The 22,193-nt window shown below is 53.6% G+C and carries 25 protein-coding genes and 1 pseudogene; 19 read left to right on the top strand and 7 right to left on the bottom strand.

The genetic code is table 11. The features are described 5' to 3' along the window. Positions 1–58: 58 nt before the first annotated feature. On the top strand, positions 59–1,426 hold the full coding sequence (locus KCG39_RS05095; RefSeq protein ID WP_087828112.1) for an L-serine ammonia-lyase: 1,368 nt from the start codon (positions 59–61) through the stop codon (positions 1,424–1,426). Positions 1,427–1,493: 67 nt separating this feature from the next. On the opposite strand, the gene KCG39_RS05090 is transcribed toward KCG39_RS05095, so the two are convergent. Continuing rightward, a complete protein-coding gene (locus KCG39_RS05090; protein WP_004120375.1) occupies positions 1,494–1,937 on the bottom strand; it encodes a helix-turn-helix domain-containing protein in 444 nt (147 codons plus the stop codon). Between the two features lie 327 nt (positions 1,938–2,264). Here KCG39_RS05090 and KCG39_RS05085 point away from each other — a divergent pair, with 327 nt between their 5' ends. The 8 genes from KCG39_RS05085 to KCG39_RS05050 all read left to right on the top strand — a co-directional run bounded on the left by KCG39_RS05085 (position 2,265) and on the right by KCG39_RS05050 (position 9,834). Beyond that, entirely contained in the window at positions 2,265–3,122 is an 858-nt protein-coding gene (locus tag KCG39_RS05085; RefSeq protein ID WP_004120378.1) for a MurR/RpiR family transcriptional regulator, read from the top strand. A gap of 132 nt (positions 3,123–3,254) precedes the next feature. Next, positions 3,255–4,598, top strand: coding sequence for an aspartate aminotransferase family protein (locus tag KCG39_RS05080; RefSeq protein ID WP_123829374.1), 1,344 nt, complete (start codon positions 3,255–3,257; stop codon positions 4,596–4,598). Then, positions 4,595–5,146, top strand: a complete 552-nt coding sequence (locus KCG39_RS05075; RefSeq protein ID WP_142468266.1) for a carboxymuconolactone decarboxylase family protein — start codon at positions 4,595–4,597, stop codon at positions 5,144–5,146. Before KCG39_RS05080 ends, KCG39_RS05075 begins: the two co-directional genes overlap by 4 nt. A gap of 132 nt (positions 5,147–5,278) precedes the next feature. Beyond that, positions 5,279–6,031, top strand: a complete 753-nt coding sequence (glnH, locus tag KCG39_RS05070) for a glutamine ABC transporter substrate-binding protein GlnH (RefSeq protein ID WP_142468265.1) — start codon at positions 5,279–5,281, stop codon at positions 6,029–6,031. A gap of 52 nt (positions 6,032–6,083) precedes the next feature. Next, positions 6,084–6,740 (top strand): glutamine ABC transporter permease GlnP, encoded by a 657-nt coding sequence (gene glnP, locus KCG39_RS05065; protein ID WP_142446546.1) that lies wholly within the window; start codon positions 6,084–6,086, stop codon positions 6,738–6,740. 2 nt (positions 6,741–6,742) lie between these two features. Next, on the top strand, positions 6,743–7,465 hold the full coding sequence (glnQ, locus tag KCG39_RS05060) for a glutamine ABC transporter ATP-binding protein GlnQ (RefSeq protein ID WP_032742120.1): 723 nt from the start codon (positions 6,743–6,745) through the stop codon (positions 7,463–7,465). Positions 7,466–7,484: 19 nt separating this feature from the next. Next, entirely contained in the window at positions 7,485–8,507 is a 1,023-nt protein-coding gene (locus KCG39_RS05055) for an acyl-CoA--6-aminopenicillanic acid acyl-transferase (RefSeq protein ID WP_049112079.1), read from the top strand. 544 nt (positions 8,508–9,051) lie between these two features. After that, on the top strand, positions 9,052–9,834 hold the full coding sequence (locus KCG39_RS05050) for a BPL-N domain-containing protein (RefSeq protein WP_049112122.1): 783 nt from the start codon (positions 9,052–9,054) through the stop codon (positions 9,832–9,834). Positions 9,835–9,860: 26 nt separating this feature from the next. Here KCG39_RS05050 and KCG39_RS05045 read toward each other — a convergent pair whose 3' ends face one another. The 4 genes and pseudogenes from KCG39_RS05045 to KCG39_RS27905 all read right to left on the bottom strand — a co-directional run bounded on the left by KCG39_RS05045 (position 9,861) and on the right by KCG39_RS27905 (position 12,822). After that, a complete protein-coding gene (locus KCG39_RS05045; RefSeq protein WP_049112082.1) occupies positions 9,861–10,448 on the bottom strand; it encodes a TetR/AcrR family transcriptional regulator in 588 nt (195 codons plus the stop codon). A 307-nt stretch (positions 10,449–10,755) separates the two neighbouring features. After that, positions 10,756–11,330, bottom strand: a pseudogene (locus KCG39_RS05040) (transposase family protein); the annotation flags it as partial. Positions 11,331–11,622: 292 nt separating this feature from the next. Continuing rightward, positions 11,623–12,588 (bottom strand): AraC family transcriptional regulator, encoded by a 966-nt coding sequence (locus KCG39_RS05035; protein WP_004120423.1) that lies wholly within the window; start codon positions 12,586–12,588, stop codon positions 11,623–11,625. A 111-nt stretch (positions 12,589–12,699) separates the two neighbouring features. Then, entirely contained in the window at positions 12,700–12,822 is a 123-nt protein-coding gene (locus tag KCG39_RS27905) for a hypothetical protein (RefSeq protein ID WP_256682062.1), read from the bottom strand. Positions 12,823–12,989: 167 nt separating this feature from the next. On the opposite strand from KCG39_RS27905, the gene KCG39_RS05030 reads away from it, so the two are divergent. The 9 genes from KCG39_RS05030 to KCG39_RS04990 all read left to right on the top strand — a co-directional run bounded on the left by KCG39_RS05030 (position 12,990) and on the right by KCG39_RS04990 (position 19,393). Then, positions 12,990–13,883 carry a transporter gene (locus tag KCG39_RS05030; protein ID WP_123829378.1) on the top strand — a complete coding sequence of 298 codons (894 nt, stop codon included), beginning with the start codon at positions 12,990–12,992 and terminating at the stop codon, positions 13,881–13,883. Positions 13,884–13,937: 54 nt separating this feature from the next. Beyond that, positions 13,938–14,420: a group I truncated hemoglobin gene (locus KCG39_RS05025; protein ID WP_049112087.1), complete on the top strand. Its 483-nt coding sequence runs from the start codon at positions 13,938–13,940 to the stop codon at positions 14,418–14,420. 135 nt (positions 14,421–14,555) lie between these two features. Continuing rightward, on the top strand, positions 14,556–16,070 hold the full coding sequence (locus KCG39_RS05020; RefSeq protein ID WP_142468262.1) for an amidase: 1,515 nt from the start codon (positions 14,556–14,558) through the stop codon (positions 16,068–16,070). 23 nt (positions 16,071–16,093) lie between these two features. Further along, positions 16,094–16,702 carry a nitrile hydratase subunit alpha gene (nthA, locus tag KCG39_RS05015; RefSeq protein WP_004120432.1) on the top strand — a complete coding sequence of 203 codons (609 nt, stop codon included), beginning with the start codon at positions 16,094–16,096 and terminating at the stop codon, positions 16,700–16,702. A 15-nt stretch (positions 16,703–16,717) separates the two neighbouring features. Next, positions 16,718–17,371: a nitrile hydratase subunit beta gene (gene nthB, locus KCG39_RS05010; RefSeq protein WP_004120434.1), complete on the top strand. Its 654-nt coding sequence runs from the start codon at positions 16,718–16,720 to the stop codon at positions 17,369–17,371. Between the two features lie 8 nt (positions 17,372–17,379). Continuing rightward, positions 17,380–17,847 (top strand): nitrile hydratase accessory protein, encoded by a 468-nt coding sequence (locus KCG39_RS05005; protein ID WP_032742121.1) that lies wholly within the window; start codon positions 17,380–17,382, stop codon positions 17,845–17,847. After that, on the top strand, positions 17,844–18,053 hold the full coding sequence (locus KCG39_RS05000; protein WP_004120437.1) for a CbtB domain-containing protein: 210 nt from the start codon (positions 17,844–17,846) through the stop codon (positions 18,051–18,053). Before KCG39_RS05005 ends, KCG39_RS05000 begins: the two co-directional genes overlap by 4 nt. 10 nt (positions 18,054–18,063) lie before the next feature. Continuing rightward, entirely contained in the window at positions 18,064–18,819 is a 756-nt protein-coding gene (locus KCG39_RS04995; RefSeq protein WP_142446545.1) for a CbtA family protein, read from the top strand. A gap of 4 nt (positions 18,820–18,823) precedes the next feature. Continuing rightward, positions 18,824–19,393 carry a histidine phosphatase family protein gene (locus KCG39_RS04990; RefSeq protein ID WP_142446544.1) on the top strand — a complete coding sequence of 190 codons (570 nt, stop codon included), beginning with the start codon at positions 18,824–18,826 and terminating at the stop codon, positions 19,391–19,393. Between the two features lie 51 nt (positions 19,394–19,444). Here the strand turns inward: KCG39_RS04990 and KCG39_RS04985 are convergent, their stop codons facing one another. Both KCG39_RS04985 and KCG39_RS04980 read right to left on the bottom strand, forming a co-directional pair. Beyond that, positions 19,445–19,816 (bottom strand): DUF2255 family protein, encoded by a 372-nt coding sequence (locus KCG39_RS04985; RefSeq protein WP_142446543.1) that lies wholly within the window; start codon positions 19,814–19,816, stop codon positions 19,445–19,447. An 89-nt stretch (positions 19,817–19,905) separates the two neighbouring features. Then, on the bottom strand, positions 19,906–20,994 hold the full coding sequence (locus tag KCG39_RS04980) for an alpha/beta hydrolase (protein ID WP_172880189.1): 1,089 nt from the start codon (positions 20,992–20,994) through the stop codon (positions 19,906–19,908). 209 nt (positions 20,995–21,203) lie between these two features. Here KCG39_RS04980 and KCG39_RS04975 point away from each other — a divergent pair, with 209 nt between their 5' ends. After that, positions 21,204–22,118: an AraC family transcriptional regulator gene (locus tag KCG39_RS04975; protein ID WP_142468261.1), complete on the top strand. Its 915-nt coding sequence runs from the start codon at positions 21,204–21,206 to the stop codon at positions 22,116–22,118. Positions 22,119–22,193: the final 75 nt, after the last annotated feature.

Below are 22,193 nucleotides of genomic sequence, written 5' to 3'. Positions count from 1 at the left end.
CAGCGCCGCCGCTCACCGGCGGCGTATTCGTTTTGCTATGTAACCGCATGGGTGCCACATGATTAGCGTTTTCGATATTTTCAAAATCAGCATCGGGCCGTCCAGTTCCCATACCGTTGGGCCGATGAAAGCAGGAAAACATTTTGTTGATACCCTGCAGGAAAAAGGCCTGCTGCATAAAGTCACCCGTCTGGTGGTGGACGTGTATGGTTCTCTTTCATTAACGGGTAAAGGCCACCATACCGATATCGCCATTATTCTTGGATTGTCCGGGTATTTACCGGATACCGTGGATATCGACGCCATTCCCGGCATTATTCGCGATGTCAACGCCATGCATCGTCTGTTTATTGAAGAAGGCCAGCGCGAAATTGAGTTTCCGGTGGCGGAATGCATGCGTTTTCACAATGAATTTCTGCCGCTGCATGAAAATGGCATGAGCATTACCGCGTTTTGCGACGGCAAAATCGCCCATTTCCAGACTTATTATTCCATCGGCGGCGGTTTTATCGTGACCGAGGAAAACTTTGGCAAGAGTCAGGGCGCGGATGTCGATATTCCGTTCCCGTTCTATTCCGCTCGCAACCTGCTGGCGCACTGCCAGGACAACTGCCTGTCGATTTCCGCGGTGATGATGAAAAACGAGATCGCCCGCCACGGCAGGGAGAGCGTTGAGCAAAATATGGCAAAAATATGGGAGACCATGAGAAACGCCATTAATCGGGGGATGAATACGGAAGGTATTTTACCGGGGCCGCTGAAGGTGCCGCGCCGAGCTTCTGCGCTGCACCGTGTGCTGGCGCCGCAGAGCCAGTCGATTACGCCGCTGAGCGCGATGGATTGGGTCAATATGTTCGCCATGGCGGTCGGAGAAGAGAACGCGGCGGGTGGGCGAGTCGTGACCGCGCCGACCAACGGCGCCTGCGGCATTGTCCCGGCGGTGCTGGCCTATTACGATCGGTTTATCAAAGAGGTGACGCCGGAAATCTCTATGCGCTATTTCCTGACGGCGGGCGCGATCGGCATTCTTTATAAGATGAACGCCTCCATTTCCGGGGCTGAGGTCGGTTGCCAGGGCGAAGTGGGCGTGGCCTGCTCGATGGCGTCCGCCGGACTGGCCGAGCTGTTGGGGGGAAGTCCGGAGAAGGTGTGCATCGCCGCGGAGATCGGTATGGAGCATAACCTTGGCCTGACCTGCGATCCGGTGGCCGGCCAGGTCCAGGTACCCTGCATTGAGCGTAACGCGATTGCGGCGGTGAAGGCGATTAACTCGGCCAGTATGGCGATGTACCGTACCAGCGATCCGAAAGTCTCACTGGATAAAGTCATCGAAACGATGTTTGAGACGGGCAAAGACATGAACGCCAAATACCGTGAAACCGCCCGAGGCGGTCTGGCGATTAAAGTCGCGGTGTGTGAATCCTGAGTCCCATAAAAAACGCCTGTTTAACGACAGGCGTTTTTTCTTTCCCCGGTGGTGCAGGCCCTACAGTTTAGGGCTTTTTTTTCTCTCCGTCAGGCGGCTGAAAAGACCATACCACGCTGTTAGAAGCCGATGAGGTGTACCATTCGTTAATGGTGGCGTTTGACTCGCTGGTCTGCGCCGCGGCGGCCTGTTTCTCTTTTGGCTGATGCGTTTTTTTCCGAATGCGGATACGGGAAGGGGCCCCGGAATTAATTTGCGCTTTAAAGGTGCGCATATGTGAATCGAATAAAATTGACTCCAGTTGATGTAGTCGGTCGAGGCCGCGCAAAATACCAATCAGCGTACTGAGAGTGACGGACTCACCTAGTTCAACGCGTTTAATGGTTGCCGCGCCGACCTGGGCGCGTTCGGCAAGCTCAATCTGTGATAGCCCCAGCTGTATACGCGTTTCTTTAATTCTTCGGCACAGTTCAGAAATAATTTCACTGTCGGGCATGGTACTGAAACGCATCTTAATTCCTCTACTGCGTAATAAAACCTGACTAATTATTCCGCAAGCCAATTTATAAATAAAGCGAATAATTTCTCTTTTGCGATAGCGACGACAATGTTTTTTACTAATGCCATCAACGAGTTGGATATACGCTCGTTCCCGCGAATCCAGTGGATTCAGGCGCCGAATAAAGGGACTTCGGATCAATCGCCTGGGGCGATACACCGTGGCGCAGGGATGCGCCTCTCTCTGCCATAATGCAATTACGGCGAATTGCGGTTATATATATCCCTTTCTGCGGCCAGGTTTCGCCGCAGCCACTCTTACGGATGATAACGATACGCCATGAATCTTCGTGAAAACATTGTGAGCCAATTCAGCCTGCTGTCGCCCGAACTCCAGCGCGCGGCGGAATTTTCCCTGCAAAATGCCAACCAACTGGTGGTGCAATCAATGCGTGCCTTCGCCGCGGAAGCCGGCGTTAAGCCTGCCACGCTACTACGCCTGGCGCAGCGTCTGGGCTATAACGGTTGGCGGGAACTGAAAAGCGCATTTATCGACGATCTCGGCTTAGGAAATGATACATATGTATCTAAGGCTGAAAAATTGATCGCTAAAGGAACGCAGCCCGAGCTGTACGAAGAGGTTTTCCTCGCGCATCAGGCCAATCTGGCATTCACTCAGGCAGAGAATCAACACGCTATGCAGCAAGCGATTACGTTGCTGGATGAAGCGAAGCAGGTCTATATTTGCGGCTTCCGCGCCAGCTTTCCTATTGCCTGGTCGTTGTTTTATGTCTACCGATTGTTCAATCGCCAGGTGTCGCTGATTGACGGATTGGCCAGTAATATCGAAGTATTCACCCGTGAGATCAACGCGGAAGACTGTCTGCTATTGACCAGCTTTTCTCCCTATTCCCGTGAATCTCTCGACGTTCTCAATGCAGCCAGACAGGCCGGGGCGCGGATTATCGCCATCACCGACTCACCGGTTTCGCCGCTGGCGCAAACGGCGGACTGCACGTTGCTTTTCTCCCTCAGCAGCCCGTCTTTTTTCCCTTCGATAGTTTCCGGTATGGGCGTTGCCGAGTGTTTGCTGGCGATGCTGGTTGCCCGCCACGGTCGGGAGGCGGTGAATAAGATTGAGAGCGCAGAACGTTATCTGCAACGCTCCGGGGCGTATGTGATGCCCGATAAACCCTGATAAATGATTCATTTGCTTTTATCATAAGAAAATTAAATACATTTGAATCATTATCGAATTGACGAGATTCAAATGGATCCTGCAAGATGCTTTCAATTTACGCGAAAGCGATTTCTAAAGCAGGGTAAAAGCATGAGTCATATCATTCACCGCAGCCTCCGTACTACCCCGGCAGTGGCAGTCAGTGCCCAGGGCGCTTACATCACGGATGCCAGTGGTCATCGCTATCTGGACGCCTGCGGCGGGGCGGCGGTTTCTTGTCTGGGGCACGCCCACCCGGATGTGCTGGCGGCGATGCATCGGCAGATCGATCGGTTGGCCTATGCCCACACCAGTTTTTTCACCACCGATACGGTGGAACAACTGGCTGAGCAGCTTGTCCGCACCGCGCCCGGTTCGCTGAACTATGCCTATTTCGTCTCCGGCGGATCGGAAGCGGTTGAAACGGCGCTGAAGCTGGCGCGCCAGTACTTTGTTGAGATCGGGCAGCCGGATCGCACGCTGTTTATTGCCCGTAAACAAAGCTACCATGGCAATACGCTAGGAGCGCTGGCCGTTGGCGGTAACGAGTGGCGCCGCCGCCAGTTCGCGCCGCTGCTGATGGATGTGGTGCGCGTATCGGCCTGTAATGAGTACCGTGACCGTGAGGCGGGCGAAAGCCAGCAGCAATACACCGAGCGCTTACTTGGCGAACTCGAAGCGGCAATTCTGGAGGCCGGGCCGCAAAAAATTATCGGTTTTATCGCTGAAACTGTGGTTGGCGCAACCACCGGCGCAATGCCGCCTACGCCGGGTTATCTGCAAGGCGTTCGTCGGTTGTGTGATAAATACGGCATTCTGTATATCGCCGATGAGGTGATGTGCGGCATGGGCCGTACCGGCACGTTGCACGCCTTTGAACAGGATGGCGTTGTCCCTGACATCGTGACCATCGCAAAAGGTTTAGGCGGGGGTTATCAGCCCATAGGCGCAGTGCTGGCCAGTGAGCAAATCGTCGCCGCGCTGCAAGCCGGTAGCGGTATGTTCCAGCATGGTCACACCTACATCTGCCACCCGACAGCCGCAGCCGCTGCGCTGGCCGTGCAGCAGGTTATCGAGCGAGATCGTTTGCTCGAGCAGGTGCAGCAGCAGGGCGCGTATTTGCAGCAGGCGCTGCATGATGTGCTGGGCGGATTACCGTATGTCGGTGATACGCGCGGTCGCGGTTTATTCGCCGGCGTGGAGCTGGTATGCGATAAAGAGCGCAAAACGGCATTCGATCCGATACTGAAGCTGCATGCCGCTATTAAAGCGCAGTGCATGGCGCACGGGCTGCTGGTCTATCCGATGGGCGGAACCATTGATGGCCAGCGGGGCGATCATATCCTGATTGCGCCGCCGTTTATTGTCAGCCGGTCCGAACTCGATTTTGTAGTGGATACCCTGCACAAGGTCATCAGCGAAGAGACGCATAAACTGATGAGACGTCAGCCATGAATCGTTTACCTGCACTGACAGAACAGCAGTGGAGCGATGAACAACGCCAGCTTGCGGAGGAGATTATCAACGGGCCGCGCGGCGCGCTGCTGCCGCCGTTTGAACCGTTGTTGCGCAGCCCGGAACTGATGGCCCATGCGCAGCGAATGGGGGAGTATCTGCGCTACCGTAGCGCGCTGGGGCAGCGGTTGTCGGAATTGGCCATCCTGCTGACCGCACGTCACTGGTCTCAGCCGGTTGAATGGGCCATTCATGCGCCAATAGCCAGGGAAAAAGGGATCCCGGAGCAAGCGGTGCAGGCAATTAATGAACAGCGTCAACCAGAGGCGCTGGCGGCTGATGAATGGGTGGTTTACCATTTTTGCCAGCAGCTGCATCAGCATAAAAAAGTCAGTGATGATATCTGGCAACAGGCAATCGATCTCTGGGGGGAAAAGGGCGTTGTCGATCTGATTGGCATCAACGGTTATTACAGCTTTCTTTCAATGATCATGAACGGCGCGCAGACGCCAGTACCCGACACCAGGGATTTTATTCTTCCCGCATAAATAATTCGCACGCCTTTATTTTTATATCGCGTGCGAATGTAGGGATACTGTTTTAATTCTCAACGCCAATATCAGTTTTAGGGTATTGCGCGAAAACTCCTGTCTGCTGTCTTAATTACGCTGAGGATTATTATGTCTGCATTATTGAAAAAATTAAAGATTACCCTGGCACTGGTTGCCTGTTCGGTGAGTTTTACCGTCATGGCACAAGATAAATTATTAGTCGGTGTGGATACTGCCTTCGTTCCCTTTGAATTTAAGCAAGGCAATAAATATGTTGGTTTTGATATCGATTTATGGCAAGCCATTGCGAAGAAAATGAATGTCAGCTACGAATTACGCCCTATGGATTTCGGCGGCTTAATTCCTGGTCTGCAATCGCGTAATTTAGATGTGGCAATGGCCGGGATCACCATTACCGATACTCGCAAACAGGTCGTTGATTTCAGCGAGGGTTACTACGATGCGGATCTCTTAATGGCGGTGAAGAGCGGTGATAATTCCATTACCAAATTCAGCGATCTGACCGGTAAAAAAGTGGGGCTGAAGCAGGGCACCGCCGCGGCGAGTTTTATGAAATCCAAATATAAAGCCAACTATGTCGAATTCCCCAATATTGATAACGCCTATCTCGACCTGCAGGCTGGCAACCTGGACGCGGTCGTTCACGACTCCCCGAACGTACTCTACTACGTGAAAACAGCAGGTGGCGGTAAGGTAAAATCCACCGGTGAAACGGACAGCATTCTGCCGCAGAAATACGGTTTTGCCCTGCAGAAAAACAGCAGCCTGACGCCGAAGGTCGATGCCGCGTTAAAGGCATTACGCGCGGATGGCACCTATGACAAGATTTATTTTAAATGGTTTAACAAACAACCTAAATAATACCAGCCGGGCCGGGTAACTCCGGCCAGAACCGTGAGTAATAGACCGCATTATGAATTTCGAAACGAAATATATATGGGAATCGCTGCCGCTATTATTACAGGGGCTGCAGCTGACAGTATTGATCTCTATGGTCGGTTTGGCGGGCGGCTTTATCATCGGTCTGCTGGCAGGAATCTGCCGTGCGCTGGGAGGCGGCATCGCGAAAACGTTATCATTAATTTTTGTTGAGTTGATTCGCGGTACGCCAATTATGGTACAGGTGATGTTTATCTATTTTGCCTTGCCAATGATTCTGCCCGTTCGTATCGACCCCATCACGGCCGCGATGGTCACCATTATCATTAACTCCGGCGCGTATATTGCGGAAATTACGCGTGGTGCAATTTTGTCCATCAATAGAGGGTTTAAAGAAGCCAGTCTGGCAATGGGATTATCGCAGCGCGCAACGCTATGGCACGTGATTATGCCGCTGGCCCTGCGCCGCATGATCCCGGCGTTGGGCAACCAGTGGATTATCAGCATTAAAGACACCTCGCTGTTCATCGTTATCGGCGTCGCGGAATTAACGCGCCAGGGGCAGGAGATCATCGCCGGGAACTTCCGCGCCCTTGAGGTCTGGACAGCGGTAGCCCTGATCTATCTTGCCGTCACCCTGTGCCTGAGCTTCCTGCTGAAGCAACTGGAGAAAAGGATCCATATTTTATGAGCATGGTTGAATTTAGCGCGGTCGCTAAACATTTCGGCACCACGCAGGTGCTGCACGATATCAATCTGAGAATTGATGCCGGTGAAGTGGTCGTGATTATCGGTCCTTCAGGTTCAGGTAAATCGACGCTGCTGCGTTGTATCAACAAGTTGGAAGCGATCTCCTCCGGCACCTTGCTGGTTGCCGGGATGCACCTGACCGATCCTCACGTCAACGAGTGCGAAATCCGCCGCGAAGCGGGGATGGTATTCCAGCAATTTCATCTGTTTCCGCATCTTACGGCGCTGGAAAATGTGATGTTTGGACCTATCCGCGTACGCAGAATGAGTCAAGCGGCAGCCCGCGAACAGGCGCTGGCGCTGCTGGAACGTGTCGGCCTACGCGAACGAGCCGAGCACTATCCATCAGAGCTTTCAGGCGGCCAGCAGCAGCGCGTGGCTATCGCTCGCGCGCTGGCGGTGAAACCGAAAATGATGCTGTTTGATGAGCCAACCTCTGCGCTCGATCCGGAGTTGCGCCACGAAGTATTAAAAGTGATGCGTTCACTGGCGGATGAAGGGATGACCATGATTATAGTGACGCACGAGATTGGCTTTGCACGCGATGTGGCCTCTCGATTGATTTTTATCGATGGTGGAACCATTGCTGAAGATGGCCCACCTGATATCCTGCTGAATGCCAGTAGCAATCCGCGCCTGAGAGAATTTTTACAGCACGTTTCATGAACATAAGTGAATCCATTACATGAAGAAAATCGACATCAGTGGTTCCCCGTTTGAGATTGGCCTGCGCCTTGGCGAGCTTGGCCGTGAAGCATGGCATCAGAAACTGAGGCTCACGTCATTGTGGCAAACGGTGATGACTCTGCAGGCATCCCCTGAGACCCGGTTAATGCGCGCCGAGGTGCAGCGGCATTATCCGCACATCTGGCAGGAGCTGCAGGGGTTGGCGCAGGGGCTGGAGTCCACTGTTGATCAGGTCTTTGCCTGGAACTGCCGTGGCGATCTGGTGCGCTCAACGTCGGATGGCTGTACGACGGTGGCCGGGGTAAACGCCGCAGGCGAGCGGATTATCGCGCACAATGAAGACGGTTTTCCTCAGTTACGGGATGAATGCTTGCTGGCTACCATTACCCCGAGTCGCGGTCTGAGCTTTACGAGTTTTGCCTATCCGGGGTCGATTTGCGGCCACACCTTTGCGGTGAATGAAAAAGGTATCGTTAACACGGTGAATAACATCCGTGCAGTGCATCGTCCGCAGGGATTACCGCGTCAGATCCTGGCTCGCGCCTCGCTGAATGCGAACACCCTCGACGAGGCAATCACTATACTTACCGGCCAGCCGCGATCCGGGGCGTTTCACCATACGCTCGGGCAACTGGGCGATGCGCGGCTGTTCAGCGTTGAGGCCACCGGTCAAGGCTGTTCCGTTCTACCCCTGACGACGGTAACGGGGCATGCCAACCATCTGGTGCATGCGGCACTGGCTGGCGTTGAGCAGATCGTTACCGCCAGTTCAGCGTCGCGGCAGTTACGCCTTATGCAGTGGCGGGAAACGCAACCTCCGTTTGACGCCGCGGCGGCAAAAACCATTCTCTCAGATACCCATGACGCCGAACTGCCAATTTATCGGCTGGCTGCCGACGATCCGGATGAGGAGAACACCCTCGCCACGGCAGTTTTCACCCTCAATGCCAACCACGTCAGGTGGCAAATTTTCGACATTAACCGCGACGATGCTAAATTTCAGGGAGAAGTGCGTGGGTGAGATAGCCGGTCGTCAGTCATAAAGGGCAGGGTAGTACCGTTGCCCCGGCGTTCAATAGTACAGTCCGGATACTGCCCGCTATCGGCGTCTTGAGCGATGTCCTGAAGCGCGGTGTCCGGAATATTCAGGTTTGCGTCTCTATACGATTCGGGCCATCGCCGTTTCTCATCTGCCTCGTGCGCGCCGATGCATACTCTCGCGGACATACACGAAAAACAAAATGTCTTGTTCAGTTAAGTATGGCTTACAGGACAGCGCCTGTTAATTAGCCCTTATACCTTAGTTGATTATTTCAAGGTTACTGCTGTTTCTGCTTTTTTATCCTTTCGTATGTCGCCTGCATCTCTCTAAAAAATTTATACAACTTTGTCAGAGTTACACTTTTTTACGTATTAACTTTTTTTTGCTGCGCTTAAAAACGCTTGACAAAATCAACGCCAAAGTTAAATTTGAGCGACCGCTCTAATTTTATGTCATGCATTTAGAATGGTAAAAATGGTTCTTAATGATTTACAAAACACTCTATGACAAGGGGAATAGCGTAATGCCACTTTTTTTCCAGGACACTCAGTTGATGAGAGCAAATATGATTACCCTTGCTCTGGCTTTTACTTTCTCTATTTTTTCTACACCAACCTCAGCAAATGCCTCACCATCAAAAACTTATCGTATCGCTGTTTATAGGGGAGACGCCGGGTGCGCGGGGTGTTCAGAAATGGTGGTGAAATCGCTCGTCGGTACTGGCCTGCCCCTGAATATCGCTTATGTGGGTGAAAAAGAAACGCTGAAAGTGAATGAGCAAACGCTTAAAAAATTCGATATCTACATTCAACCCGGCGGCGGTCAGGATATACCCGGTTCTTATGACGTCATTGGTGATGATGGCGCTGAGGCTATCCGTCAATTTGTGAAAAGCGGCAAAGATTTTATTGGCATTTGCATGGGGGCGTATCTTGCCGATAAAGACTGGATTGGGCTCATTGATGCTCCCCTTGAGTCAGAAGTGGGAAGACCTGGTTCACGCGCCTATGATGAGGGGGATTACACCTTGCAAGTGAAATGGAATAATAAACAGGAACCTTTTTACTATCAGGATGGCCCCTATCTGAATAACACAACCTCAAACGCTGGGTTCCAGGCGATAGCTTATTACGACAATGGGGATGTCGCTATCGCCAGATATAAATATGGGGAAGGGCATGTGATATTATCAGGCCCTCACCCTGAAGCCGATGAGACATGGATAGATGCCCGAGTTGCGGGTAACACCACCGCGGAAAGTAAAATGAAACGCATTTTAAGCTATCTGGGCATAAACAAGCGCTAATTTCTACTGCGGGTTTTTCATGCGTTTCAGAAGGGTTTGCCAAGGATTTTAAAAGAAATCTCATATATTTCATTAAGAAAAGCGGTTCTTTTTTCTTTTGAATAATCGAGGATCAGCATACTCGAGTATCCATCTATTAATGCATTTATTTGTCTGGCGGATACCGAAGCGTTTATCGAGGAAAACTCGCCCTCATTAATTCCGGAGTCGATGATTTCTTCGAGTATATTGATCCATTGGAGTGATTGATTATGGACCAAATTAGCATAATCATCGTCGCGCGCGGCCATCGGCCAGAGTTCAAGGTAGAGCAGCCAGTGCGCTGATGGCGCATCAGGTAACAGCGTTTTGATATACAGCCTGACCCTGTCAGTTGGGCTCATACTTTCCGAGGCATTAAACGTTGCATGACATTCCTCGATGTCATTATCAAACATATATTTTATGGCCGATTTTTTTAATGTTTCCCAGTTACTATAATAATGATAGATGTGGCTCCTTGAAATATTAAGCTTTTGTGTAAGATCGCGGGTGGAGACATTGTTGAATCCTTTTTCTCTAAAAAGCTGCAGAGCGGCTATCTTTATTAGTTCCGAAAAATTTGTTGCTTTCAAAATTTAACCTTCATAGTGCGTAAAATTATCGTGTCGCAGAAAACGCTCTATCATTGCTCTGCACCTAATCAACAGCCAAATTTACTACACAGTCATGACCAGAGGCAATGACTGGGTTTTACACAGGACGGTGAACGTTACCATCATGGCGTGGCGGTTTCTTACATCTGCGATTGTTCCCTGAACGATTTCCGAGAGGCGTTCGTAGGTAGAGCAGGGAAGCCAGCATGGTCAATGGCGCGTCGAAAATAATAACTTCCCTTAACCAATCTGTGGAATCTTTACGCCATCGTATAATGTGATCCTGCTTTTCCAGGTAACCCCGGATGGCCTCAAAATAGGTGAATGTCGATTCCGATTTTACAAATCGAAGCTGCATCAGGTGGCTCGTCGCGTCGTCGACGTAGACCAGTGCGGTACAGTCGGGTGCACGGTTCTCGAACCAGTGATGGTCGCAGCCATCAATCTGGATCAACTCACCACAACAGGCAAGACGATTGCTGAATTTTCGGCGCACGTTGTTTGCGGGGGATCCAGAGACCGGCTTTAACCATAAGCGACCGGACAGTTTCTTTGTACAGGTGGACATCGTGCAGTTCTGCAAGCTTTTCACACGCCAGCATTGGCCAAAGTCGGTATAGCGTTCTCGGATAATATTGAGCGCGTACTGTGCAAGGCCATCAGGCCGCTGGTTATTGCTGGGTTTTACTCGACGGCGGTTTACCAGGCGGGCCAGATTCACGGTAACGCGAGAAGACGTCGGCACTGACGAGCGGAGATACCCAGGCGCTGCGCGGCCATCTGCGTTGTTAGGTGCCGGTCGACAACATCTTGAATGGGGTTAACTTCATCCAAAGTAAAAAACTGCGCTGAATGGGCCATGAGCAGAATCCCAGGATGGTTAACTGAGTTCTGATCAAAACCGCATAATCTTGCGGCTTCTATATTGGTGCGCATAATGTATATTATGTTAAATCCCATTCGAAAGGCCGAGTTGCCGCAATTCGCCCCAGTAGCCATATCGCCCGCCTAACCGGGATTATTCAAATCATTCTAGTTTCTCAAGAACTAACACCATCTTGTCATCCACCTGCCGCCGCAACGCCTGGATATAGCCCCTTTCGTCACGCGCAGTTTCACTCATCGTTATGGATCAGCACTGCGCAATAGCGCATCACAAATTTTGCCGCTCCCTGGGCAGCAGTGAGCGAGGCGAGATACCGAAGGCTTTGCGGAAGGCATGGCTAAAATGAGAGAAATCGGAGAAGCCAAAATCCAGCGCTGCCTGGGAAACGCTACTGACTCGTCCGCGTTCGAGGGCCTCCCGGCTCGCTCGCAACCTCTCCTGCCAAATTACGGCCATCGGCGTTTTTTTGTGACGGGCGAAAGCCCGCGTGACGGTGCGAACGGAAACGTGGTGCGCCTGCGCCAGGCTCTCAATGTTCAAATCTGGATCGACAAGTTGCCGCCGAATGTAAATCATCATCCGGGCGTAGAGATCGCGCTCAGCGCTAACGTTATCCAGATCCTGCAATTCCAGACTCAGCACCAGCAGATCCAGCATTGTCTGGGAGAAACGACCAGAAATATCTGGATTGACCAGGCAGTCTGGCATCGCTGTTGCCTGACGCAGCATTTCGCGCAGTGGGATCACGCCGGGGCGACCGTCGTCCAGTACCATCGCGGTGAGGTTTTCAATTCTCGGCAAACGACCGCTCAACAGATGCCGCGGGACCCGTACCAGATGGTTATCGCGCCCACCCAGGCTAAAGCTGAAAGTCTGGGCGGCATCGTATAGCACCAGACTATCCGCCGTCAGCGCCGCCCTGCGTCCCCCCTGTTCAAGCTGGCCGTACCCTCCCTGCATATAGCCCAGCCACAGATCGTCGTCTGGGCCCTGTCTCAGATAACGCGCGGTGCGTTCCCAGCGGTGCAACGGCGCAGACAACGAACAGATATCCACCATACCCACACCGCGTACCGCAAGCCGGGCATCAAAGTCGACCCCAGCCATGGGCACACTGGCGGCCGGGATGCAGTGACGCAACACCACATCGTTCCAGTACTCGAAGCGGCGCGACTCGGCAACGCCAACGGTCGAATAGTGGGAGCTGCCCGCAGATTGCATGATGCTATTCATTATTACTCACCTCGCGCCTTGATTCCCGCATAAACAACAGACACGGTGTGACGGGCAGCAACTATCGTGCCAGCACACAGATTTCGCCTCCGTCTATCACGAGCATCTGCGCTAAGGCTGCGGAAATATGGCGGAAAATGCGTCGACGCGCCTGGCGTCCCACGTCGCGAATGGCGTCGAAATAGCGATAATCGCACTCCAGGCGTGCACATCTGCGCTACGACGGAGCATCACGCTATGAACCTTTTCACCCTGCCCGCCCGTTGTCCCTGCCAGCCAAACGACTGTCCTTATGAAACAAGTACGCCGCAAATTTCTCCCTAATATCAGTAACCGTAATGTCGTCCGGCCACGTTGGTACCGGGAAATAAACAAGAGATATCAGACATGAGGGTAACGTTATGACTGTTAGTGGCACCACATCTCGCATCAGCCTGGTCGCCTGCACGCTCTGGCTGGCGACGAGCCCGGCCCATGCGGTCGATCTCAACTCACAGGATCTCATTCCGGCGCCTGCCGGTACCGATGCCATTCTGGCGTATTTCACCTACGCCACGCGAGACAGCTTTACCCCCACAGGCGGCGACGAAATTAAGCAAGGCACCGGGCTGGATTCCTTCGTCAGCATCTTTCGTTACGTCCACTATATGGATGTGGCTGGCTTCACCGTCGCGCCGCAGGTGCTGATGCCCTACGGACGTCTTTATAACGGCTCCCTGGGCGGCGCCCGCCTCGATTCCGCCAGCGGCCTGGGCGACCCTATTTTGACCGCCCCTGTCTGGCTGGTGAACAACCCCGGCACCACCTTCGCCCTCGTGCCCTACCTGTACGTCCCTGCCGGTTCCTACGATGCCGGGCGTACGCTCAACGTCGGTGAGAACCGCTGGAAGTTCGACCTGCAGCTTGGCGGCGTGCAGCAGCTTGGTAACGGTTTCGCCACCCAGCTGTCTGCTGATGCGCTGTGGTATGGCGACAACGACGATGCCACGGGCATCGGCACCGGCCGCCTCAAACAAGACAACACCTATCAATTTCAGGGCTGGATAAGCTGGACGCCGCCCGCAGACAACACCTGGACCGTCTCTGCCGGTTACGCCAAATCGTGGGGCGGTAAACAGCAGATTGACGGCGTCGAGAACGGACAAGCGACGCGTTCGGATCAGGTAAGGCTGGAATTGTCGAAATTCATCACCCCTACGGTGCAAGTGCAGGGCTTGCTCCAACGCGATATCAACGTTGATGGCGGTTTTAAGGAAGATCTCCACACCACCCTGCGCGTGATGAAACTGTTCTGATTGAACAGAGACCGCAACATCCCCTTCCACTCACATGTTACGGAGAAATCCACCATGAACGAACAGCAGCAAAAGCCGTCCCTGTATGAACGTCTCGGCGGGTATGACGCCGTCTACGCCTTCGCAGGCGAAGTGTTGAAGACCTGTATGAAGCATCCCGACATCGGCCATATCTGGGCGCACGTGTCCGAGTCTTCATTCCAGAAAGAACATATCAACTTCGTTGATTTCTTGTGCAAGCACTGGGGTGGCAACACCGTCTATCGGGGACGAGATATGGTGACCGCGCACCGCGGCATGGGGCTGACCGAGGTGCACTGGAAAGCCGTGTTCGAATCTATCGATGAGTGTTATGAAAACTTCAACGTGCCGCAGGATATTCGTGAAGAGGTCACTGCCTTCCTGACCCAGTTCAAGCCCGCCGTTATCGGCAGTCCTTCGTACCGCGATGTAGTGCTCTCACACCCTGACATGGACGTGACCAAGGGCATGAAAAGTGTCGGTATCCACTGGCCTAAAGCCGATAAGCCGTCTTAACACCTTACGGACACCCACTGGCTGGGTGGGTGTCCATTTCAGCCAAACGACTGACCCGGATAACCAAGTCTGGATGGCATTCCGGGCTTATGTTCAAGACTGATGCATGAGCAAACACAGGAAAAAGGAAAAAACATGGCTATTCAACGTCCCACTGCCGAAGAACTGCAAGAGCTTGCCAGTCGGCTGCATATCAACCTGACGCCGGCGCAGGCTGAAGAATATCTCGCGCTGATGCAGGCTAACTTCGACGCCTACGATCTGGTCGACTCTCTTCCTGACGACATCCCGGAGGTCCGCTATCCACGCGCCGCCGGATACCGTCCCACTGGCGAGGACAATCCGCTCAACGCCTGGTATTACAAAACCGAGGTAAAAGGTGCGGCGACTGGGGCGCTGGCCGGGCGGACCATCGCCCTTAAAGACAATGTCTCGCTGGCCGGCGTACCGATGATGAACGGAACCTCCACCCTCGAAGGTTTCGTCCCATCCTACGACGCAACCGTGGCCACCCGCCTGCTGGATGCCGGGGCGACTATTCTCGGCAAAGCCACCTGCGAGCACTTCTGCCTCTCCGGCGGCAGCCACACTTCCGACCCGGCCCCGGTACACAATCCCCATCGTCATGGCTATTCCTCCGGCGGTTCGTCCTCAGGCAGCGCCGTACTGGTAGCGATTGGCGAAGTGGACATGGCGATAGGCTGCGATCAGGGTGGTTCCATACGTATCCCTTCCGCCTTCTGTGGTACCTACGGCATGAAACCGACCCACGGTCTGGTGCCTTATACGGGCATCATGCCGATTGAGGCGACCATCGACCACGCCGGTCCCATCACTGCCAACGTGCGCGACAACGCGCTAATGCTGGAAACCATCGCCGGGAGTGATGGGCTTGATCCGCGTCAGTACGCGCCGGTTGTAGAAACTTATACCGCCGCCCTCAGCAAAGGCGCGCACGGCCTGAAAATCGGCATTCTGACCGAGGGATTCCAGTTGCCGAATATGGACCCGCAGGTAGAAGCGAAGGTACGAGCCGCTATCGCCCGCCTGCAAGCGCTTGGGGCCATCGTTAGCGAAATTTCCGTGCCGGAACACAATCTGGCGGGCGCGCTTTGGTCGCCTATCGGCTGCGAAGGTCTGACCGCCCAGATGATGCACGGCAACGGCATGGGCTTTAACTGGGAAGGCCAGTACGACGTCGGCCTGCTGGACAAACACGCGCAATGGCGCGACTGCGCGAATGCCCTCTCCCCATCGCTCAAAGTCTGCATGTTCGTCGGCCAGTATGGGCTGGAACGCTATAACGGTCGCTACTACGCAAGGGCGCAGAATATTGCGCGTCGGGCCCGTGCCGGCTACGACCGCGCGCTGAGCGATTTCGATCTGCTGGTGATGCCTACAGTACCTATCCTCGCTCAGCCGATGCCAGACCCAGACTGCTCAATCACCGAATATATTTCGCGCGCTTTCGAAATGATCGGTAACACCGCCCCGCAGGACATCACCGGTCACCCGGCGATGTCTATTCCCTGTGGCATGGTCGACGGACTCCCGGTGGGCATGATGCTGGTAGGACGTCATTACGCTGAAAACACTATCTATCAGGCCGCCGCCGCTTTCGAGGCCTGCGGTGACTGGCGGAATTTTTAACCTTAACTCTCGGGAAGCATAAAATGAGCCATAAACACGACCACGACCATACCCAACCACCTGTAGACATCGAGCTACGTGTCCGCGCACTGGAATCCTTGTTACAGGAAAAAGGCCTGATCGACCCGGCTGCGCTGGATGAGTTGATTGACACCTACGAGCACAAAGTCGGCCCCCGAAACGGCGCACAGGTTGTCGCCAGAGCGTGGAGTGACCCGGAATACAAACGTCGTCTGATGGAAAACGCCACCGCCGCCATTGCTGAACTTGGCTTCTCCGGAATACAGGGCGAAGACATGCTGGTCGTGGAGAACACGCCGGACGTGCACAACGTCACCGTTTGTACGCTGTGTTCCTGCTACCCCTGGCCGGTTCTGGGGCTGCCGCCTGTGTGGTACAAATCAGCGCCCTATCGTTCACGTATCGTCATCGACCCGCGCGGCGTTCTCGCCGAGTTCGGGTTACACATTCCAGAAAGCAAAGAGATCCGCGTCTGGGACAGCAGCGCCGAGCTGCGCTATCTGGTCCTGCCAGAACGTCCGGCGGGGACCGACGGCTGGAGCGAAACGCAGTTAATCGAGCTGGTCACCCGCGATTCGATGATTGGCACCGGTGTGGTTAGCGCACCATAACGAAAGGAGAAAACCATGAACGGGATACATGATTTGGGGGGAATGCACGGCCTTGGCCCGATCCCTACTGAGGAAAACGAGCCCTATTTCCATCATGAGTGGGAACGCAGGGTATTTCCTCTGTTTGCCTCGTTGTTCGTCGGCGGACACTTTAACGTCGATGAATTCCGCCACGCTATCGAAGGTATGGCGCCGACAGAATATCTGCAGTCGAGCTACTACGAGCACTGGCTGCATGCATTCGAAACGCTGCTGCTGTCAAAGGGGGTGATCACCGTTGAAGAGTTGTGGGGAGGCGCGAAGCCTACCCCCTGTATGCCTGGCACGCCTGTGCTGACGCAGGATATGGTATCGAAGGTCGTTAGCACCGGCGGGTCTGCTCGCGTCAGTCATGATGTTACGCCCCGCTTCCGGGTAGGCGATCGGGTACGAACGAAAAATTTCAATCCGACCACACATACCCGTCTGCCACGCTACGCACGCGATAAAGTCGGTCGCATAGAGATCGCTCACGGTGTGTTTATCACGCCAGATACTGCGGCGCACGGCCTGGGCGAACATCCCCAGCATGTCTACAGCGTCAGTTTCACCGCGCAGGAACTGTGGGGCGAGCCGCGTCCGGACAAGGTGTTCATCGATCTGTGGGATGACTATCTGGAGGAAGTATGAATAGAAGCATGAATACTGCGACTCAACACGATTACGCCGCCATCGGGTTACCGCGCGATGAGGAAGGGCCGGTGTTCGATAAGCCCTGGCAGGCAAAAGCATTCTCCCTGATAGTCCATCTCCACCGGGCCGGGCTGTTCCCGTGGGCAGAATGGGTACAGACATTCAGTAAAGAGATCAAAGCGGCGCCGGCGCAACCGGGTGAAAGCGTGAATGATGCCTACTATCGTCAGTGGACGGCGGCGATGGAAAACATGGTGACTGCACTCAACCTGGCTGTGCCGGATGATATCAGCCGACGGACGCAGGAGTGGCGTCAGGCGTATCTCAACACGCCCCACGGTCAGCCGATTGTACTGGCGAACGCCAGTTGCCCGCCAGCACATAGCCATCATCACCTTTCGCTGGGCGTGCCGGTCACGGTGAGTCCGGCTCTCGTTTCCAACAGTAAAATCGATAATGGAGTTACACCATGAGTGATATCACCCTTAACACCCACATCCCGGCCGCCCCAATTCCTGTTGCGAAACTGCTGCCCTGGGCGCTGTTCACCGCCCTGCTGGCGCTGCTGGCAATCTATTTTGTTGGCGCGGAACAAGGCGCGACGTCGATGTTTTCCGGCACTCAGGTGCATGAATTCTTCCACGACGCACGTCATCTGCTGGGTTTTCCCTGCCACTGAGGAGGCGGAAATGATTGGGAAACTGTTATTTAAAGGGATGATGGCCGGCATTCTGGCGGGACTGGTGGCGTTTGCTTTTGCGCACCATTTCGGCGAGCCGCAGGTCGACCGCGCGATTGGGCTGGAAAAAAGCATGTCAGCTCATGCTCACCAACACGGCGCGTCAGCAGACAGCGAAGAAGAAGAGGTGTTTAGCCGACAGACCCAGTCCGGGATCGGCCTGATGACCGGCATGGCGCTGTTTGGCGCAGCACTGGGCGGCGGTCTGGCGCTGGCGTGGGCCTTTAGCTACCAGCGCTTTGGGCCATCGAACCCGCGTGTGCTGGCGTTGTGCCTGGCGCTGGGTGGCTTTCTGGCAATGAGCCTGATGCCAGGTCTGAAATACCCGCCCAATCCGCCCGCAGTCGGCAACCCGGAAACCATCGGCTATCGTACCGGGCTGTACTTCGTCATGATGTTACTTTCCATCGGCATCGTCATCGCGGCCGCGTGGTTATCACATCAGCTAATGCCGCGCCTCGGCAGAGCAGATGCGATGATGTGGGCAACGCTGTTCGCCGTGGCGCTGATGCTCGTGGTTTGTGCCCTGATGCCGACCGTGAACGAAGTATCCGACCACTTCCCGGCTGACCTGCTATGGCGTTTTCGCATAAGCTCCTTCGGCACGCATCTTGTGCTCTGGAGCGTCATCGGTGTGGTTTTCGGCGCCTTAGCCGAACGCCCGCCGGCGACACGCGGACAGCGACTGGCCTTCTGGCGCGGTTAACATCATGAGAGCGTCGCTAACGCTAATTTGCCAGGGAGAAACGGCAGCTTCCAGAGGTTCACACTTCCCCTGTGATGATCCTCTGGAGGCACGGGAGTGGCAACGGGCCCATCAGTTACAAAGCGGTACTGCCCGTTATCAACGCGTCTGGATCTCCCCAGACACCGCCGCCCGGCAAACCGCAGCTGCGCTCTCTTTACCGGGTACTCTGGTAACGGAACTGGCCGAACCCGACTACGGCATCTGGGCGGGTCGGTCATTACGTGAGGTGATGACGCAAGACGCCGAAGCATTCCGGGCATGGCTTGAGGGTGACTCTCCGCCGAGCGGAGAGTCGCGCGCACAGCTGCTGGCGCGCTGTGGCAGCTGGCTGGCTAAACACGTCGATATTCAAGGTCGGCACTGTGCCATTGCGCCAGCCGCCATAATCCGCGCCATGATCGTCGATGTTCTCGGCGCCCCACTTCACTCATTTGCACGCATCGACATCCACCCGCTCAGCATCACCGAGTTGCGCAGCGACGGACGGCGCTGGAATTTATGTTTATTGAAGGGCCACATCAATGGTGAATAGACCACGTTCAGCCAGCGGACGGAGGTCTGTCACATTTCTGCGGCATGGCATTCACGAAGGTAATATCTCAACCGTGGCCGCTCTGGCGCGAGCTCCCGTCATTGCGGAAACATAGCTACTGCTGGAATATTTTATCTGGTAGGCCCGATCGATTTTACTTTCAAGAACTGGGTCCGACGGTTTTACGAACCGCACGTCGAATTCCTGGCCGATAGCCACTATTTTACCCGCCCGTCGAGTTAGTGCTGCCTGATACCATTTTGAACGGGTACCACTATAGGCGCGGACAAAAAGTCGGTCATCCACCGTCACTTCCCAAATCCATGTTGGCGTGCCGGTAGTATTCATATCGGGACGGTACGGCGCGATTTTTAGGTCGTCCGCTGTATCTATTTTTGCTAAGAGCTCGCGGTTCCAGAGCATAAGCTTTCCCTCTTTTGTCTACGTTATTTCGTATATTAAGGACATAAAACGATAACGCTGATTCGTAGAATATCGGACGGTGTTATGATTTATTTATTAAGGTATTTGTTAAAAAATGCCGTGATGTTATCGAACGGGATCTTGTCCATGCGATCATATAAATCAACATGGGTGGCATTTTTTACAATCAAAAGCTCTTTTGGCTGATTTGCCGCTTCATAAGCCGTTTTGGAGAAGTACAGCGAATGCGCTCTTTCGCCATGAATGAACAGGATCGGGCGCGGAGAAATTTCCTTAATATAGGTCATGAGCGGGAAATTCATAAATGCCATCGGCGTTGTCACGGACCATGAATTGCCGGAGTTGACGGCTCGTGGATGATATCCGCGTTTGGTCATGTAGTAGTTCGCATAGTCCACGAGAAACTGTGCTTCACCGCCCTTCAGTTTATTATAGTCTGGCTGGTATGCAGGTTTGCCGTTTGCCGCATCCTCCCAGCGCTGAAGACTCATCTTCTCCAGCGCCTGCTCGCGTTGCTCCGTCGTTACGCTGTCATTGTAGCCTTTCGACATCACGCGGCTCATATCATACATGGTGCTGGCAACGACCGCTTTTACGCGTTTATCCACGGCAACAGCGTTCAGGGCAATCCCCCCCATGCCGCAGATACCGATGACACCGATACGTTCACGATCCACATAAGGTTGCAGTCCAATAAAATCGACGGCTGCCATAAAGTCTTCGGTATTGATATCAGGTGAAGCAATATTGCGCGGTTCACCACTGCTTTCACCGGTATAAGACGGATCAAATGCCAGCGTCACGAATCCGCGCTCTGCTAAGGTCTGAGCATACAGACCTGATGCCTGCTCTTTTACCGCACCAAAAGGCCCGGAAATAACAAGCGCAGCAAGCTTCCTGTTTCCGCGATCTTCAGGAAGATATACATCTGCGGCCAGCGTAATGCCGTAACGGTTTTTAAAAGTCACTTTTTGATGATCCACTTTGTCGCTCCTTGAGAAAGTTTTATCCCACGTCTGAACCAGATGGACTGAAGAATCAGCTGTGCCTGCTGCCGGCTGTGCGACCGCAGCTTCTGTTGAAATCATGGCCAGCGTTCCGGCAAGGAGTGCGCCATTAAAAAAACGGGTTGAAGTTTTTAGCGTCATGATAGTCATACCTTCATTCAAATTGGATGCGGATTGGGTTGTAGTCAGCGTCTCATTTCGGTATGTCTATTTTGGATGTCGCTAATGAAATCTGTTATTAAAATACTCTGTATTATTTGCCTGATCCTATTAACATGATGCCAAAGCGTATATTTCACTTTTCATAACGGGTAAGTTGGCAACGTCGCACAGACTTAACAAATATGGGGGGTGATGGAATGATTTCAGACAAATCGATTGAGAGACGACTCGGCGAGCTCTCCCGGGATATTGCTCAGCGCACGCCCGGCACCGGTGATTTCCCTACAGCCGTAGAAGGACTGGAATTATTCCGCCGAAACGAACCCGCTCCTCCGGTGAGCTGCCTGGTTCCTCCGAGTATCGTTCTGGTGGCCGATGGCGCGAAGATCATGTGGGTTGGCGGTGAACCATATGAATATAATGCGGAAAAATTCCTGATCACGTCTCTTGATCTGCCAGCCAGTTCGGAAGTATTGCAGGCTTCGACATCCCGGCCCTGTGTCGGCGTCGCCTATAAACTTGACCAGCGCGTGCTGATGGAATTAATTGCACAGGGAAGCCTGCCGCCGGTCAAAAAACGAGACGCGGGAACGGGTGTAGGGATAGGGACCATGACTGATGTATTGCTGGAGCCTTTCTGCCGTCTGCTTTCTTTGCTTGACGAGCCTGAAGCCATTCCTGTTCTTGGGCCGCTGATTCAAAGAGAGATACATTACAGGCTTTTGATGAGCGATCGGTCCGATCATCTCAGACAGATTGCAGCAGTAGACGGCCATGGCTACCGTATCGGTAAAGCTATCGACTGGTTAAAGACCAATATTGCATCACCTTTACGTGTCGAGGAGCTGGCAAACCGCGTGCAAATGAGCACGCCCTCTTTCCACCAACATTTCAGGCAGCTTGCGGGAATGAGCCCGCTCCGGTATCAGAAATGGCTGCGCCTCAATGAAGCCAGGCGACTGATGCTGAATGAACATTACGATGTCACCACAGCAGCCTATGCTGTCGGTTACGAAAGCTTATCTCATTTCAGCCGGGAATATACGCGGATGTTCGGGGAATCACCTAAGAGGGATATTACTATGCTGAGAAAGTCTGCTGGTAAGCTTTAGTAAATTCTGCCTTGCTCTGCCTCCCCCGGTAAAATCTATTGTACGTAAAGGCTGTAGGAGAAGCTAAAGACCTGA

The organism is Klebsiella pasteurii (assembly GCF_018139045.1).
Classification (GTDB): Bacteria; Pseudomonadota; Gammaproteobacteria; order Enterobacterales; family Enterobacteriaceae; genus Klebsiella; species Klebsiella grimontii.
The sequence above is the reverse complement of the archived record's forward strand: the minus strand, read 5'-3'. Positions and strand labels throughout refer to the sequence as shown.

What these genes read in the sequence shown, in the direction of transcription:
- KCG39_RS05095 (WP_087828112.1), top strand. Translation starts at nt 59, where the DNA reads ATGATTAGCGTTTTCGATATTTTCAAAATCAGCATCGGGCCGTCCAGT.
- KCG39_RS05090 (WP_004120375.1), bottom strand. Translation starts at nt 1,937, where the DNA reads ATGCGTTTCAGTACCATGCCCGACAGTGAAATTATTTCTGAACTGTGC.
- KCG39_RS05085 (WP_004120378.1), top strand. Translation starts at nt 2,265, where the DNA reads ATGAATCTTCGTGAAAACATTGTGAGCCAATTCAGCCTGCTGTCGCCC.
- KCG39_RS05080 (WP_123829374.1), top strand. Translation starts at nt 3,255, where the DNA reads ATGAGTCATATCATTCACCGCAGCCTCCGTACTACCCCGGCAGTGGCA.
- KCG39_RS05075 (WP_142468266.1), top strand. Translation starts at nt 4,595, where the DNA reads ATGAATCGTTTACCTGCACTGACAGAACAGCAGTGGAGCGATGAACAA.
- glnH (WP_142468265.1), top strand. Translation starts at nt 5,279, where the DNA reads ATGTCTGCATTATTGAAAAAATTAAAGATTACCCTGGCACTGGTTGCC.
- glnP (WP_142446546.1), top strand. Translation starts at nt 6,084, where the DNA reads ATGAATTTCGAAACGAAATATATATGGGAATCGCTGCCGCTATTATTA.
- glnQ (WP_032742120.1), top strand. Translation starts at nt 6,743, where the DNA reads ATGGTTGAATTTAGCGCGGTCGCTAAACATTTCGGCACCACGCAGGTG.
- KCG39_RS05055 (WP_049112079.1), top strand. Translation starts at nt 7,485, where the DNA reads ATGAAGAAAATCGACATCAGTGGTTCCCCGTTTGAGATTGGCCTGCGC.
- KCG39_RS05050 (WP_049112122.1), top strand. Translation starts at nt 9,052, where the DNA reads ATGCCACTTTTTTTCCAGGACACTCAGTTGATGAGAGCAAATATGATT.
- KCG39_RS05035 (WP_004120423.1), bottom strand. Translation starts at nt 12,588, where the DNA reads ATGAATAGCATCATGCAATCTGCGGGCAGCTCCCACTATTCGACCGTT.
- KCG39_RS05030 (WP_123829378.1), top strand. Translation starts at nt 12,990, where the DNA reads ATGACTGTTAGTGGCACCACATCTCGCATCAGCCTGGTCGCCTGCACG.
- KCG39_RS05025 (WP_049112087.1), top strand. Translation starts at nt 13,938, where the DNA reads ATGAACGAACAGCAGCAAAAGCCGTCCCTGTATGAACGTCTCGGCGGG.
- KCG39_RS05020 (WP_142468262.1), top strand. Translation starts at nt 14,556, where the DNA reads ATGGCTATTCAACGTCCCACTGCCGAAGAACTGCAAGAGCTTGCCAGT.
- nthA (WP_004120432.1), top strand. Translation starts at nt 16,094, where the DNA reads ATGAGCCATAAACACGACCACGACCATACCCAACCACCTGTAGACATC.
- nthB (WP_004120434.1), top strand. Translation starts at nt 16,718, where the DNA reads ATGAACGGGATACATGATTTGGGGGGAATGCACGGCCTTGGCCCGATC.
- KCG39_RS05005 (WP_032742121.1), top strand. Translation starts at nt 17,380, where the DNA reads ATGAATACTGCGACTCAACACGATTACGCCGCCATCGGGTTACCGCGC.
- KCG39_RS05000 (WP_004120437.1), top strand. Translation starts at nt 17,844, where the DNA reads ATGAGTGATATCACCCTTAACACCCACATCCCGGCCGCCCCAATTCCT.
- KCG39_RS04995 (WP_142446545.1), top strand. Translation starts at nt 18,064, where the DNA reads ATGATTGGGAAACTGTTATTTAAAGGGATGATGGCCGGCATTCTGGCG.
- KCG39_RS04990 (WP_142446544.1), top strand. Translation starts at nt 18,824, where the DNA reads ATGAGAGCGTCGCTAACGCTAATTTGCCAGGGAGAAACGGCAGCTTCC.
- KCG39_RS04985 (WP_142446543.1), bottom strand. Translation starts at nt 19,816, where the DNA reads ATGCTCTGGAACCGCGAGCTCTTAGCAAAAATAGATACAGCGGACGAC.
- KCG39_RS04980 (WP_172880189.1), bottom strand. Translation starts at nt 20,994, where the DNA reads ATGACTATCATGACGCTAAAAACTTCAACCCGTTTTTTTAATGGCGCA.
- KCG39_RS04975 (WP_142468261.1), top strand. Translation starts at nt 21,204, where the DNA reads ATGATTTCAGACAAATCGATTGAGAGACGACTCGGCGAGCTCTCCCGG.